The 12,681-nt window shown below is 40.9% G+C and carries 14 protein-coding genes; 7 read left to right on the top strand and 7 right to left on the bottom strand.

Going from position 1 to position 12,681, the window contains the following annotated elements; genetic code table 11:
* The first annotated feature begins 154 nt into the window (after positions 1 to 154).
* The gene (locus TW85_RS08840; protein WP_046016763.1) at positions 155 to 1,378 is read left to right on the top strand and encodes an HDOD domain-containing protein; all 1,224 of its coding nucleotides are present in this window, start codon (positions 155 to 157) and stop codon (positions 1,376 to 1,378) included.
* A 7-nt stretch (positions 1,379 to 1,385) separates the two neighbouring features.
* On the opposite strand, the gene umuC is transcribed toward TW85_RS08840, so the two are convergent.
* Positions 1,386 to 2,657: a translesion error-prone DNA polymerase V subunit UmuC gene (gene umuC / locus TW85_RS08835; RefSeq protein WP_046016762.1), complete on the bottom strand. Its 1,272-nt coding sequence runs from the start codon at positions 2,655 to 2,657 to the stop codon at positions 1,386 to 1,388.
* Positions 2,654 to 3,103, bottom strand: coding sequence for a translesion error-prone DNA polymerase V autoproteolytic subunit (umuD, locus tag TW85_RS08830; protein WP_046016761.1), 450 nt, complete (start codon positions 3,101 to 3,103; stop codon positions 2,654 to 2,656). The genes umuC and umuD overlap by 4 nt, the downstream gene beginning before the upstream one ends.
* Before the next feature lie 162 nt (positions 3,104 to 3,265).
* Between umuD and TW85_RS08825 the strand changes: the two genes are divergently transcribed.
* Both TW85_RS08825 and TW85_RS08820 read left to right on the top strand, forming a co-directional pair.
* Positions 3,266 to 3,799 (top strand): GNAT family N-acetyltransferase, encoded by a 534-nt coding sequence (locus TW85_RS08825; RefSeq protein WP_046016760.1) that lies wholly within the window; start codon positions 3,266 to 3,268, stop codon positions 3,797 to 3,799.
* Positions 3,800 to 3,964: 165 nt separating this feature from the next.
* Positions 3,965 to 4,618, top strand: a complete 654-nt coding sequence (locus tag TW85_RS08820; protein WP_046016759.1) for a cupin domain-containing protein — start codon at positions 3,965 to 3,967, stop codon at positions 4,616 to 4,618.
* 94 nt (positions 4,619 to 4,712) lie between these two features.
* Here TW85_RS08820 and TW85_RS08815 read toward each other — a convergent pair whose 3' ends face one another.
* Positions 4,713 to 5,117 carry a hypothetical protein gene (locus tag TW85_RS08815; protein ID WP_046016758.1) on the bottom strand — a complete coding sequence of 135 codons (405 nt, stop codon included), beginning with the start codon at positions 5,115 to 5,117 and terminating at the stop codon, positions 4,713 to 4,715.
* Between the two features lie 32 nt (positions 5,118 to 5,149).
* A complete protein-coding gene (locus tag TW85_RS08810) occupies positions 5,150 to 5,776 on the bottom strand; it encodes a CDP-alcohol phosphatidyltransferase family protein (protein ID WP_046016757.1) in 627 nt (208 codons plus the stop codon).
* A gap of 191 nt (positions 5,777 to 5,967) precedes the next feature.
* Here TW85_RS08810 and TW85_RS08805 point away from each other — a divergent pair, with 191 nt between their 5' ends.
* The 3 genes from TW85_RS08805 (at position 5,968) to TW85_RS08795 (ending at position 8,523) form a co-directional block, all read left to right on the top strand.
* On the top strand, positions 5,968 to 6,732 hold the full coding sequence (locus tag TW85_RS08805; RefSeq protein ID WP_046016756.1) for an alpha/beta fold hydrolase: 765 nt from the start codon (positions 5,968 to 5,970) through the stop codon (positions 6,730 to 6,732).
* A gap of 158 nt (positions 6,733 to 6,890) precedes the next feature.
* Positions 6,891 to 8,144, top strand: a complete 1,254-nt coding sequence (locus tag TW85_RS08800; RefSeq protein ID WP_084616208.1) for a multidrug effflux MFS transporter — start codon at positions 6,891 to 6,893, stop codon at positions 8,142 to 8,144.
* Entirely contained in the window at positions 8,137 to 8,523 is a 387-nt protein-coding gene (locus TW85_RS08795; protein ID WP_046016863.1) for a VOC family protein, read from the top strand. Before TW85_RS08800 ends, TW85_RS08795 begins: the two co-directional genes overlap by 8 nt.
* A 75-nt stretch (positions 8,524 to 8,598) precedes the next feature.
* On the opposite strand, the gene TW85_RS08790 is transcribed toward TW85_RS08795, so the two are convergent.
* On the bottom strand, positions 8,599 to 9,477 hold the full coding sequence (locus tag TW85_RS08790) for a prephenate dehydratase (RefSeq protein WP_046016755.1): 879 nt from the start codon (positions 9,475 to 9,477) through the stop codon (positions 8,599 to 8,601).
* 134 nt (positions 9,478 to 9,611) lie between these two features.
* Between TW85_RS08790 and yidD the strand changes: the two genes are divergently transcribed.
* Positions 9,612 to 9,854, top strand: a complete 243-nt coding sequence (yidD, locus tag TW85_RS25925; RefSeq protein ID WP_082827921.1) for a membrane protein insertion efficiency factor YidD — start codon at positions 9,612 to 9,614, stop codon at positions 9,852 to 9,854.
* 7 nt (positions 9,855 to 9,861) lie between these two features.
* On the opposite strand, the gene TW85_RS08785 is transcribed toward yidD, so the two are convergent.
* Positions 9,862 to 10,512 (bottom strand): response regulator transcription factor, encoded by a 651-nt coding sequence (locus TW85_RS08785; protein ID WP_046016754.1) that lies wholly within the window; start codon positions 10,510 to 10,512, stop codon positions 9,862 to 9,864.
* A gap of 120 nt (positions 10,513 to 10,632) precedes the next feature.
* Entirely contained in the window at positions 10,633 to 12,588 is a 1,956-nt protein-coding gene (acs, locus tag TW85_RS08780; RefSeq protein WP_046016753.1) for an acetate--CoA ligase, read from the bottom strand.
* Positions 12,589 to 12,681: the final 93 nt, after the last annotated feature.

The raw sequence follows: 12,681 nt of genomic DNA, 5'->3' as shown, positions 1-12,681 counted from the left end.
TCTGCTATTTTCTTAATCTAAGTTACTCTGATCGAACTTTTACAACTATTATTGATTATGCAGCTCGTAATCTATGAAATAGCCCTGTTAATATCTGCTGACATAGATGTTGGCAGGCTCGGTCCTGCTAAGTTCACCTTCAAAAGGATATAGAATGGCTTCACTACCTGGCACGCTTAATGATTTGATGATGGCTCAGCAGCCCATTTTTGACAAAAAAAGTAAGTTGTTTGGCTATGAATTATTATTTCGTAATAATGACGAAACTATGGCGAATGTCATCGATGGCGAAGATGCTACCAGTCAGGTGCTAGTGAATTTATGTATTGGTATTACCGAGTTAGAAACGCAAATGCGAACACCTTACTTTGTTAATATCACCCGTGACTTATTAATGTCCGACGCCTTTTTTCCAATCGATCCAACCTTAGTCTATATAGAAATTCTTGAAGATCAAAAAATCACGCCAGCCTTTGTTGAATCCGTTGCCAAGTGGCATAAGGCAGGCTATCGATTTGTACTGGATGATTATAATTTTGATCCAAGCTACGCAGACCTCTTCCCTTATATACAAATGGTCAAAATTGATGTTTTACACACAGATCCTTATAAACATCACAAGCAAATTCAAGCACTCAAAGATCAAAAACTCATTCTAGTGGCAGAAAAGGTTGAAGACCAAAAAATGTACGATGAGTGCAAAGAATTAGGCTTTGATCTTTTTCAGGGTTATTACCTACAAAAACCCTCCATTGTGAAAGGTCGGCGTATCAACTCAAGCATGAGTAACGCTTTAGAATTAGTGAGTGAATTATCCAATGAAAACATCACTGTCGAAAAAGTGACTAAGTTGGTAAGCAAAGATCCTAGGCTGTCTTACCAATTATTGCGTATCCTAAATAGCCCTATCTGTGGACTACAGCGCAAAGTCACTAACCTCAAAGAAGCGGTTGTTTTTCTTGGTTTAAAACAAATTAAAAAGTGGGCTCTGCTCATTACGATTACAGCCAACTCAAAACACTCAAACGAAATATTTCGGTTTTTGCTTATACGAGCCAAATGCTGCGAAGCGCTTGCAGTTCAAGAAAAATCCCCGAGTCCAGATACGGATTTTATGGCGGGTATCATGTCAGGCATTGACCTAGTACTTCAGGTTGAAAAAAAGATAGTGTTTGAACAGATCAATTTAGACGATGAAGTGCTTGAAGCAATCAAGCATTATCGTGGTGACATTGGTGCACGTTTACGTAAGGCCTGCGCCTTAGAGAAACAAGATTGGAACTATATTGCGGTTCTACCTTCTTCTGAAAGAATCGCGCTAAGTCGCTCTTATGGTGAAGCCAGTCTATGGGCAAATGACACCTTAAAGTACGTTTAATATCCAATTAACGCACTTTGGGCAGATCCTGCCAGTTAGTCGTATAGGCTGGCGATAAATACTCTCGCTTCATCTGCCAAACTGGGGCGGTTCCCTGTGCGGCAAAGTACACATGCCCTAGGCCTTTTTGATTAATCTTATCCAATACCTGCATAAGTTCTTTGGATTTTTCCTGTGGTCGAGAAGAAGAAAACAGCTCGCACTGTCCTTGCTCTGCATCATATAAATCTAGTAACACGACTCCCGCTTTGGCGTAATAAAAGCCTTCTCTCCATAACTTATCTAAACTCGTCTCTACAATGGCAATAAGATCTCTGGTGTCATCACTAGGGCAAGCAAGTTCAGCCACGAGAGAGTTTGCATATTGCGCCTCATTTGGGCTATAAGCACTGGTTCGAATAAACACACTGACTAGTTTAGCGGTACGTTTTTGTTCTCTTAACCTTTCCGCTGCACGGGTCACATATTTACAAAGGGCTTCACGCATTTGGCTTTTTTCCGTAATGCGATAAGCAAAAGAGCGACTACAAATAACTTGCTGCCTACTAGGAGGCACCTGCTCAAGGTCAATACAAGCAACACCATTCAACTCTCGCACTGTCCGCTCAAGCACAACTGAAAACTGTTCACGTATCATATTCACATCCGCTTGAGCTAAATCTAACGCGGTATGTATTCCTAATTGATACAACTTTTTAGATAAACGCCTACCTACTCCCCAAACTTCGACCACATCAATTAAAGCTAACAGACGTGTTTGCCGCTCAGGAGGCATAAGGTTCACCACACCTCCTGTCGCTCGATATTTTTTAGCGGCATGATTGGCCAATTTAGCCAATGTTTTAGAAGGCGCCATACCAATACATACAGGAATACCTGTGTTTTTATCTACTTTGCGCTTCAAGTTTTGGGAGAAGGTGAGTAAATCAGTACAAGCGTCTATTCCTGATAAATCTAAAAAAGCCTCATCAATAGAATAAATTTCAATGGCAGGCGCAGCTTCCTCTAGCAAGGTCATCACGCGATTCGACATATCTGCATATAAGGCGTAATTAGAGGAAAAGCAGGTAATGCCATAACGTTTAATATCGTCCGCCAACTTAAAGACAGGCCCACCCATTTTGATTCCTAGAGCTTTAACTTCTTGAGAGCGTGCAACAACACAACCATCATTATTCGACAAGACGACAATGGGCTTATGCTTTAAATCGGGTCGAAACAGTTTTTCACAACTGGCATAAAAGTTATTACAATCTACCAGAGCAAATACCTTGCTCATTCTTGCCTCTGAATATTACGAACAACGCTAATCACAACACCAAAGATGGCCAGTTCAGACTCTTCTGTAATAGCGATTGCAGAATAGGCTTTGTTTTTTGGCCTTAAAGCCACGTTAGGCTTGAGCACAAGCTCTTTCACCGTCATCTCCCCATGAACACAAGCTATAACAAAATCCCCATGGCGAGCCGTTAAGGAGCGATCTATCACAAGTACATCTTGATTATAAATCCCTGCCTCAGACATAGAGTCTCCCTGCACTCGTACAAAGAAGGTGGATTGTGGGTGTTTAATACAAAGTTCATTCAAATCTAGTTTACGCTCGACAAAGTCTTGCGCGGGTGATGGAAATCCAGCTGAAACAGATTCCATATAAAGAGGGATTTGGATGCTATTCGCATCAATAAAAGCACGGGATTCTGATGTACCTAAATAAGAAACTCGCATATCAACTCCAAAAAAAACTGTATATACATACAGTATAGTTTAAAGTTTTTTCGAGCAATAGCCCTAATTACCGACTAATTTAAAATTCCGCTAGCGCAGCTGCCCAAAAAACATGCTCTAATAAGCAGTCCAAACATACGAGAACAATATAAAGGAGTACTTATGTTTGCCATGGAAGTGGATCAAGATATTAAACTAGGACTAGTTGATCCAAGCTTTTCAGAAGCTTATTCAGCACTCGCTAAAGCGAATTATGACTATTTAAAACAATGGCTTGCTTGGCCTGTCTTTTGCCAATCTGCGGATGATTTTAAAGGATTCGCCCAAAAGTCATTACATGACTATGCCGATGGTAAGAGCCTAACCTGTGGTATTTTTTATCAAGAAGAGTTAGTTGGTAACATCAGTTTCAATAGCATTGATCATAAACTTAAAAAAGCCGAGATAGGTTATTGGTTAAGTGCAGATTATCAAGGTAAAGGGATTATCACTCGTTCATGCCAGCACCTGATTCAATACGCTTTTACAGAGCTTGATATACAGAAAATACAAATCAGTGCAGCAAAAGATAACCTTGCCAGTCGCGCTGTGTGTGAACGTCTAAATATGACGTTAGAAGGCACTATTACCCATGCAGAAAAAGTCGGTGATCGTATTTTAGATCATGCTGTTTATGGTTTGTATAAAACCAATTAAAACCAATCTAGGTGATACTAATAGGTATCACCTAATAAAAAATAAACCCTTATTTTTCAGCAAACTAGACCCAAAAGTACCTAAGCAACCTATTTGTGCCTACTGCTTTTTTTATGTGATTTAACGATACAATAAGAGTATCAGAAATTCATAGGAACAAATCCCATGCTTAATATGCAGTTTCAACAACGTCTTGTCATAGAAAGCCAAAAGCAAGATTGGCAAGCAAGCCCTAGCCCTTTGGTACATAGAAAACCATTAGAAAGAGAAGCCAAAGAATCTGGCCATACCACCAGCTTAGTAAAATATCAGGCCCGAGCCAGTTTTGCTCAACACCCTCACCCTCAGGGGGAAGAGATCTTCGTCTTAGAAGGTGTGTTTAGTGATGAACACGGTGATTATCCTGCTGGATCTTATTTACGTCACCCAGCCAACTCTGTACATACCCCTCATAGTGAGAACGGCTGTACCTTATTTGTAAAACTCAATCAATTTCAGCAAGGTGACAATGCAAAGGTAAATATCAATACTCAAGAACAAACATGGCTTGCAGGTATTGGAGGATTAGAAGTCATGCCCCTGCATAAATTTGGAGGTGAACATACGGCCCTAGTTAAGTGGCCTGCTGGAGAACGTTTTCAGCCCCATAGACATTTTGGTGGTGAAGAGATTTTAGTACTTGAAGGTGAGTTTCGAGATGAGCATGGCGCTTATCCAAAACACACTTGGTTACGCAGCCCTCATATGAGTGAACACAACCCTTATGTAGAGGAAGAGACCATCATTCTAGTGAAAACAGGCCATCTCCCTCTTATCTAGAGAACCTAAAATACTCTACACACTTAAAAGAACAGGCGAAGAAGAGGTGACTTAATCACAGCGTCCCTAGCACTAATTAAGTTGAATCAGCTCATTAGGCCAGATTCAGCTTAATTAAAGTTGTGCTGTATTGCAGTATACAAGCCCCTAGAAAAATCCTCACAATGACATAATTCCACCCTGTCATCTGGCTTGCCAAACGCTGAATAGTAAGGGTTAAAACCGAGTTTTGTAAAAAACAAGGAAACTTCTCTAACTCAATTAAAGGCATCAGAATCAGCAAGGTGCTGATACCTGATACAAGCGACATTTGTCCCCAAAAGTAATCAATATTACGAGCAGCAAACCAAAGCACATTCCAAAGCGCCACAAAGGCAATCAAGCGATAACACTGGGGTAAAAATTTATTTAAAAAGCCTGGTAAATAGCTGGCATAGTTACCTTGTTTAAAGCTTGCTATTAAAGCCAGTATCATACAAATGTCAGTTAAGATGCCCATGTTTTTCCTATTGTTTACGTAAAGATGAAGTCTTAATTAGACTCTTGTGCATTTGTTTTTAACGCCAAGTAAGAAGCATAAATTCGAGTGCCTGTGGTGAGCCAGCAGAGAGAGGCAAACAGCCAAGCAGCGCTCGTAAAGTAAGCCGGCATTAAACAGATAAAAATAAAGAGCCCAATGGTTTCGGCACCTTCGGTAAGTCCACCTAAATAAAATAAAGACTTCTTACCATAATCTAACTGCTTAATTTGACGTTTTTCTGCCATGATGGCAAACGCTAAGAAGCTGCTACCGGTTCCCATAAAACTAAAAATTAAAAAGGCCGCAGGTAAAGCATTCATCTCTGGATTTGCCAAAGCAAAACCAAAAATCACTCCTGAATAGAAGATAAAATCTAACGTAATATCAAGGTAACCGCCCAAATCAGTTGGTTGTGTTTGACGAGCAATTGCCCCATCCAACCCATCGCAAAGGCGATTAATAATGATAAAGAGCAGCGCAAGACTATAAGCCTGAAAAGCCAAACTCGGAATCACCATCATGCCAACAATAAAACCAAACACTGTGACCTTGTTGGCACTAACTTGCTGTTTTACTAAGTAAGCCGCCGTAGTATCAAGGGGCCATTTAAGCAGTTTAATAAAATGTCTATCTAACATAGTTTCCCATTTATTTTGATCGAGTATTAAAGCTATCTAAGAAATACTCATCAATTTATTTCATCAAGCAGACACAGATTGTATCCTGCTTAATTGAAGGTATGATTACATGATTTTATGCGTTACTCATTGCAGGTTGAGCATAATACACAAACCCACTCTCAAGCGCCCAGAACGAGCATAACAAGCCCATGATACATTTTAAAAAGTATGGTCAGAACAAAGTCCCCCTAGTTGTGATTCACGGATTATTTGGTAACAGTGATAATTGGCATTCAATTGCGCAATCCCTGAGTGAGCACTTCACCGTTTATTGCTTAGACCTACCCAACCATGGCAAATCAGATGCCTTAGAAAATGCCGCTTACGACATCATGGCAAATCACATCAACACCTGGATGCAAACAGAGGGAATTGAGACCTGCTTCTTGCTAGGACACTCTATGGGTGGAAAAGTTGCAATGCAGTTCGCTTCTCAATTCCCTGACAAGGTAAAGCGTTTAATCGTTGCTGATATTGCTCCCGTTGATTATGAATCAAGTCATCACAGTATCTTTGATGGACTTAAAGCGATTGATCTTAATCAGATCAAAAACCGCAAAGAAGCCGATACTATTTTGGCTGGGTACGTTGCAACCCTCGGTGTCAGGCAGTTTTTATTAAAGAGCCTAATCAAGGCAGATACAGGCTTTGCTTGGCAAGTAAATATCGACAACCTCTTTAACAATTACGCCCAAATCCGCGCAACTCCTCCTTTCGAAAAAGCCTACCAAGGTGAAACCTTATTTATAAAAGGTGAGAATTCAGACTATATTCAGGCTCAGCACAAGGATGCTATTTTACACTGGTTCCCTAATGCTCAAGTTAAAATGATCCCTGCAACAGGCCATTGGTTACATGCCGAAAAACCTTTGCCATTCACAAGTCTTGTTAAGCGTTTCTGTCAAAAAGCATAAAATAAATAGACCGATTAAAAGGAGGCTCAAACCTCCTTTTTCAGTTCCCTTTGATGCCTAAGCTTCCTTACTAGTTGCATAATTGAACGAAAAAAGAAGTCACTTAAAAAAGTGAATTTCTATATACTCTTGCCTCAATTATTTACAAGGAGAGTGGCATGAGTCAGCTTGCAGCAGAATCAATGCAAAAACAGAAAATGTCGGCTAAAGAATTTACCGCATTAACCGCAGTGCTAATGTCTATAGTGGCTATTTCTATTGATGCCCTACTCCCTGCCTTGGGTATGATTACTCAAGACTTGCAGATGGAAAACCCAAACAAAGTACAACTACTTATTGGCGCTCTATTCTTAGGTATGGCAAGTGGTCAACTTATCGCTGGCCCACTATCCGACGCTCTAGGTCGTAAGCCTGTCCTTTATACTGGTCTATTTATCTACTTTATTGGCACCTTGGTTTGCTTTTTTGCTCAAAGCTTCGAGATGTTACTTGCTGGCCGCATTATTCAAGGCCTAGGTGCAGCAGGCCCTTATATTTCAGCGGTTTCTTTAGTACGAGACCAATATGAAGGCCGAGAAATGGCTAAAGTGATGTCCTTGGTCATGATGATTTTTATTCTGGTGCCCGCCTTAGCGCCTAGTCTGGGTGAGTTAATTCTACTCTTCACTAATTGGCACGGCATTTTCATCATGTATGGTCTTTACGCCATTATCATTTTAACTTGGATTAACTTTCGTTTAGAGGAAACACTCAAACCAGAGCAGCGAATCCCCTTTACTAAAGCAGGTTTTATCTCAGGTTTTAAAGAAGTTATCTCAAACAAAAGCACCATTAGCCTGACATTTTGCTCAGGTTTGATGTTTGGCTGCCTTATCGGCTATATCAGTTCAGCACAGCAGATCTTTCAAGTTCAATTTGAAACAGGAAAGCTGTTTAGCATCTATTTTGGCGGGCTTGCTCTACTGGTTGGCGTCTCTTCGTTGGTCAACTCTAAAATTGTAGGCCGACTAGGCATGCACCTCATAAGTAAGCGCGCATTTGGCATCATCATTCTTAATTCACTCATCTTCCTTGGTGTACAATCTGTATTTGAAGTACAGCTTTGGATGTTCTTAATCTTTGCTGGAATTTTGTTTTTCTGCTTCGGTTTATTATTTGGCAACATCAATGCTATGGCGATGGAACCTATGGGTCATGTTGCGGGTATCGCTGCTGCTGTAATAGGTGCCATCTCTTCTATTATGTCGAACATTGTCGGCACCAGCATAGGCCAGATGTATAACAACACCTTAGTGCCAATGACAATTGCCTACATTCTCTTGTGCTCATTAGCCTTAGCGCTTTTGTATTATGCTGAAAAGAAAACGAATCAAGCTAAACAAGCGCAAACACTGGCCAATGACCATGCTTAAAGCCATACATCATGCTGCTATCATTTGCTCTGACTATGAAACATCAAAACACTTTTATAGTCAGATATTAGGGCTTAAGATCATTGCGAAAAACTATCGCGTTGAGCGTCGTTCTTATAAACTTGATTTAGCCTTACCTGATGGCGGCCAAATAGAGCTTTTTTCGTTTGAAGGAGCACCAGCAAGGCCAAGCCGCCCAGAAGCTCAAGGCTTAAGACATCTAGCCTTTGTGGTGGACTCTGTTGCTGAATACAAGGCTTATTTAATTGGCCAAGGTATTGAAGTAGAAGATATACGTATCGATGAATACACAGGGAAAGCCTTTACTTTTTTCCAAGATCCAGATGGCCTTCCCCTAGAGCTTTATCAAGCTAAATGAATGTTAAACTAGAAACAAAAAAGGGATGCATCAGCATCCCTTTTTTGTGAAAAGAGCTAAATCAAAAATAAAGATTTAAACAGGCTTTTTCGCAACACGATATTCATCAGCACGATAGGTACCAAGCATACGAATTTCCTCAGAGAAGAAACGTAACTCCTCCAATGCGGATTGCATTTCAGGTGCTTGAAAATGGCTCTCTACATCCACATAAAACTGAGTCGCCGTAAAAGCACCATTAACCATATAACTCTCAAGCTTCAGCATGTTAATACCATGTGTCGCAAAGCCACCCATAGCCTTGTATAAAGCAGCGGGTATGTTACGTACACGAAACATAAAAGAGGTGATATACACTTGCTCAGGGTCTAAAGGAGGTAATTTATGCTGCTTCGCAAATACTAAGAAGCGGGTGGTATTCCCTTCTCTATCATTAAAGTGTGACTTTAAAATTTCCAGTCCATACAACTCAGCAGCTAATTCAGACGAAATAACACCTAGCCCCTCCTCACCAGTTTCAGCCAAATGCTTAGCCGCGCCTGCCGTATCATACATAGCAAGATTAGTCGCACCTAAAGCCTTAATACCTTCATCACACTGTGCAAGTGCTTGAGGGTGGCTGCCGATTTGCTTGATATCTTCAAGCTTGGTACCTGCTTTTGCCATCAAACAATGGTTAACGGGTTCGAAATGTTCTTTCACCACATAAAGCTCGGTTTTACGTAGTTCACGGTAAATCTCTTCCACTCGACCTGCTGTTGAGTTTTCGACTGGAATCATGGCATACAAGGCTTCGCCCTGTTCAACCATTTGCATAGCCTGTGCAAATGTCGCGCAATTGACCATTTTTGAATCTGGAAAAGTATGCTTACAAGCAAGGTGAGAATAAGCACCGGGCTCACCTTGATAAGCAACAATATGGCTAGCATCAAGGGCAAGTAAAGAATCTGGCATAGGTTAAACGTCTTCTACTGAAAATTTATAACTAAATGTGGGATAATCCCCTACAGTAACAAACAATCAAACTAAAGCAAGAGACTCATTCAGAGCTATCTCTGACTCAGCTTAAAAGGTATAAAAAAACAAACATGATTAAGTGGGTTGCGATTAAACTAATCCGCGGCTATCAGATTCTGATTAGCCCCCTAATAGGCAGTAATTGCCGTTTCTATCCTAGCTGTTCAGCCTACATGATAGAAGCAATGGAGCGCTTTGGCTTTTTTAAAGGCCTATATTTAGGGCTCAGGCGTTTAGGTAAATGTCACCCACTAAACGAGGGCGGAATGGATCCTGTGCCTGAAAAGAAATGTTCCAAGCACAAATGTAAATAATAAGAGGTTAGCCCTGAGGCGTAACTTGCAGCTTTAACTCACTGGCAATTAACACAGCTTGAGTACGATTATTGATACCCAATTTTTTGAAAATAGCGGTAATATGCGCCTTAATCGTTGCCTCTGAAATATTTAATTCATAAGCAATTTGCTTATTCAATAAACCTTCATGCAAATAGCATAAAACCCTATATTGAGAAGGCGTTAGTTCAGACACACGCTTAACCATATCCAAGTCAGGCTTAGGCTGATTTAAAACAGCTTCTTTAAGATGTTCAGGTAACCAGATTTCACCTTCTAGAATGGCGTTAATGGCGTTCGCTATATCAACAGGTTGACTGGTCTTAGGAATAAAGCCCAAAGCCCCTGCTTCTAATACTTTTGCCATCACACTAGTATCTTCTTCACCAGAAATAACTGCCACAGGTAAATCAACAAAATCAGATCGAATACGAATGAGGCCATAAAGGTCACCACTGCCAGGCATATTAAGGTCCAACAGCAAAAGATCTAGATCAGGATTTGTCGCTAAAAAAGTAAGGGTGCTATCAAGATCTTGGGTTTCATTGATCTCAATATTTTCAAATAGCTCCGACAGCGCACCTTTTAAGGCACCACGAAACAAAGGATGGTCATCAGCAATTAGCAGTGAATACATAAGTCCCTTCACCTTCTTTTTATTGTTTTATAAATAATAGGGAGCAAAAAACCGCGCTACCCTTATCTCAAAAGTGTAACACTAAAGAGAACAAGAATAGAGCGGTCAGATCAAGTTGGATTATTGATTTAAACGATTTTTGATCAGATCATCAACCACACTAGGGTCAGCTAGCGTACTGGTATCACCAAGAGAGTCATGCTCATTAGCGGCTATCTTACGTAAAATTCGTCGCATGATTTTTCCTGATCGTGTTTTTGGTAGGCCTTGACCTGCCCACTGCATCAAATCAGGAGTAGCGATTGGACCAATTTCATCACGTACAAATTGACGTATTTCTTTAGTCAGAGCGTCTGTAATCTCAACCCCATCAACCTGACTTAAATAAACATATAAGCCTTGTCCTTTAATATCATGAGGGTAACCAACAACGGCTGCCTCAGCTACAGCAGGGTGAGCGACTAAAGCACTCTCAATTTCTGCCGTACCAAGACGGTGGCCGGAAACATTGAGAACATCATCTACACGACCTGTGATCCAATAGTAATCGTCTGCATCACGTCGTGCACCATCGCCAGTGAAATACATGCCATCATAAGTACTAAAATAGGTCTGCATGAAACGTTCATGATCCCCATAAACGGTACGCGCTTGAGAAGGCCAAGAATCCAATAAGACTAAGCCCCCTTCTACATCTTCTCCCTCAGCAGCAACAAAGTTACCTTCGCTGTCTACCAAAGCAGGTTGCACGCCAAACAAAGGCCCAACACAAGAACCTGGCTTCATGTCTTTTCCACCAACTCTTGGAGTCATCATGATGCCACCTGTTTCTGTCTGCCACCAAGTATCAACAACAGCACAATTTTCTTTACCCACTTTAGTGTAATACCACCACCAAGCTTCAGGGTTAATTGGCTCACCAACACTACCTAGCACTCTTAAGGAATCTCTGTGGCTGGTTTGAATAGGTTCATCACCTTTGGACATTAGGGCACGGATGGCGGTTGGTGCTGTATATAAAATATTAACATTATATTTATCAACGATACGCCCTACTCGACCACAATCAGGATAAGTGGGAACCCCTTCAAACATAACGCTACTAGTACCATTCGCCAATGGCCCATAAACAATATAGCTATGTCCTGTGATCCAACCTACATCGGCAGCACACCAATAAACGTCATCTGGTTGTAGGTCAAAAACAACTTCGTGAGACAAGCTAGCATAAACCATATAGCCGCCTGTCGTATGTACTACGCCTTTTGGCTTACCGGTTGAACCAGATGTATAAAGAATGAAAAGAGGATCTTCGGCTTGCATAGGCTCAACTGGGCAAGTTGGCTCACATGAGGATATTAAATCTTTCCAATCCACATCCAGTTTATCGTTCCACTCCACCTCTTTTTGGGTATGAGGGAAGACCACAACATGTTCAACACTTGGGCAAGCATCATTTGCAACAGCAAGGTCAACATTATGTTTCAGTGGTACCTTATTACCTGCTCGTAAGCCTTCATCAGCTGTAAGCACTAGCTTCACATCGCAATCATTAAGACGATCGGCAATAGCATGAGCAGAAAAACCGCCAAAAATAACTGTATGAATTGCGCCAATACGAGCACATGCCAACATGGCATAAACGGCTTGAGGAATCATAGGCATATAGATAGCAATACGATCACCCTTGGTCACACCAAGTTTTTTCAAGCCATTAGATAATAAAGCCACTTCGTCATGTAATTGCTGGTAGGTAATTTGTTCAGCAGAGTCTTCTGAATCACCTTCCCAAAAAAAGGCGACCTTGTCTGCTTTATCGCCTAAGTGTCTATCAATACAGTTATAACTTGCATTAAGTACACCATCTTCGTACCAACGGATATCCACATTATCTCGTTCGAAGCTGGTATTTTTAACTTTTGTATAATCTTTAATCCAATCAATTCGCTTACCTTGCTCTCCCCAAAAACCATCAGGGTTGGTAATCGACTCTTGGTACATACGCTCAAATGTTTCTTGATCTATGCCGACGTTTTTCTTGCTGGCACTTGGTACGGCAACTGTCAAAGGTTCCATTGATTTTGCTCCTGTTCTTAAATTTTTTATCAAGGATGCTGTCATCACTATATCTTTCTAAAGACTAAGAGCCATTACACTTTAGTCTTAATC

The organism is Marinomonas sp. S3726, assembly GCF_000967665.1.
GTDB lineage: Bacteria > Pseudomonadota > Gammaproteobacteria > Pseudomonadales > Marinomonadaceae > Marinomonas.
Note: the sequence above shows the minus strand (reverse complement) of the source record. Positions and strands in the feature narration are given on the sequence as shown.

Bases quoted from the DNA above. Each gene is read 5' to 3' on its own strand.
- TW85_RS08840 (WP_046016763.1), top strand. From the start codon at position 155: ATGGCTTCACTACCTGGCACGCTTAATGATTTGATGATGGCTCAGCAG.
- umuC (WP_046016762.1), bottom strand. From the start codon at position 2,657: ATGAGCAAGGTATTTGCTCTGGTAGATTGTAATAACTTTTATGCCAGT.
- umuD (WP_046016761.1), bottom strand. From the start codon at position 3,103: ATGCGAGTTTCTTATTTAGGTACATCAGAATCCCGTGCTTTTATTGAT.
- TW85_RS08825 (WP_046016760.1), top strand. From the start codon at position 3,266: ATGTTTGCCATGGAAGTGGATCAAGATATTAAACTAGGACTAGTTGAT.
- TW85_RS08820 (WP_046016759.1), top strand. From the start codon at position 3,965: ATGCTTAATATGCAGTTTCAACAACGTCTTGTCATAGAAAGCCAAAAG.
- TW85_RS08815 (WP_046016758.1), bottom strand. From the start codon at position 5,117: ATGGGCATCTTAACTGACATTTGTATGATACTGGCTTTAATAGCAAGC.
- TW85_RS08810 (WP_046016757.1), bottom strand. From the start codon at position 5,776: ATGTTAGATAGACATTTTATTAAACTGCTTAAATGGCCCCTTGATACT.
- TW85_RS08805 (WP_046016756.1), top strand. From the start codon at position 5,968: ATGATACATTTTAAAAAGTATGGTCAGAACAAAGTCCCCCTAGTTGTG.
- TW85_RS08800 (WP_084616208.1), top strand. From the start codon at position 6,891: ATGAGTCAGCTTGCAGCAGAATCAATGCAAAAACAGAAAATGTCGGCT.
- TW85_RS08795 (WP_046016863.1), top strand. From the start codon at position 8,137: ATGCTTAAAGCCATACATCATGCTGCTATCATTTGCTCTGACTATGAA.
- TW85_RS08790 (WP_046016755.1), bottom strand. From the start codon at position 9,477: ATGCCAGATTCTTTACTTGCCCTTGATGCTAGCCATATTGTTGCTTAT.
- yidD (WP_082827921.1), top strand. From the start codon at position 9,612: ATGATTAAGTGGGTTGCGATTAAACTAATCCGCGGCTATCAGATTCTG.
- TW85_RS08785 (WP_046016754.1), bottom strand. From the start codon at position 10,512: ATGTATTCACTGCTAATTGCTGATGACCATCCTTTGTTTCGTGGTGCC.
- acs (WP_046016753.1), bottom strand. From the start codon at position 12,588: ATGGAACCTTTGACAGTTGCCGTACCAAGTGCCAGCAAGAAAAACGTC.